The sequence below is a fragment of the Shigella sp. SIG3 genome (genome assembly GCF_053555855.1).
The window spans coordinates 1-434 of the sequence record NZ_JBQZXE010000324.1; the positions used below are offsets into that span (position 1 = coordinate 1).

Annotated in this window: 1 protein-coding gene; it reads right to left on the bottom strand. The window is 44.7% G+C overall.

The genetic code is table 11. The features are described from left to right. Nucleotides 1-434 (bottom strand): glycosyl hydrolase family 28-related protein (locus tag ACUU1I_RS21230; RefSeq protein ID WP_449144949.1); only part of this gene is annotated, 434 nt, incomplete at both ends.

The window sequence follows — 434 nt, forward strand, 5'->3', positions numbered from 1 at the left end:
AAGACAGCCTTAACACAGATCCTGTAAGTCCGCTTTTTGCTCGGAGTTGCGATGCCTTACCAACCCCTCTGATGTTAACACCGCAAGGAATAAGCAAAGTGGATCCAACAATATACCCCACCGCTTGGTTGCTCGCAGGGATAAACAGCTCCCCGCCGGAGGGTAGTGAAGCAACGGCATCTATTGCATTTTGTATTGCCTGGTAATTATCTGTCACACCATCATCAATAACACCAAAATCCAGGATACTTATTGCTTCTTTATTTTTGTCATGCTGAGTTCTTAAAACTGCTTTTGGTAAAGGCTGCTTGACGCCAATCATGGCATCGCCTTTGGTGTTATCCTGCGAATACTTACCGGATTGAGCTAGTTGCTCAATTAAATCCGGACCGAACTGATCAGGGTCATACTTCAGCAAATTCGGAAAATAGAAC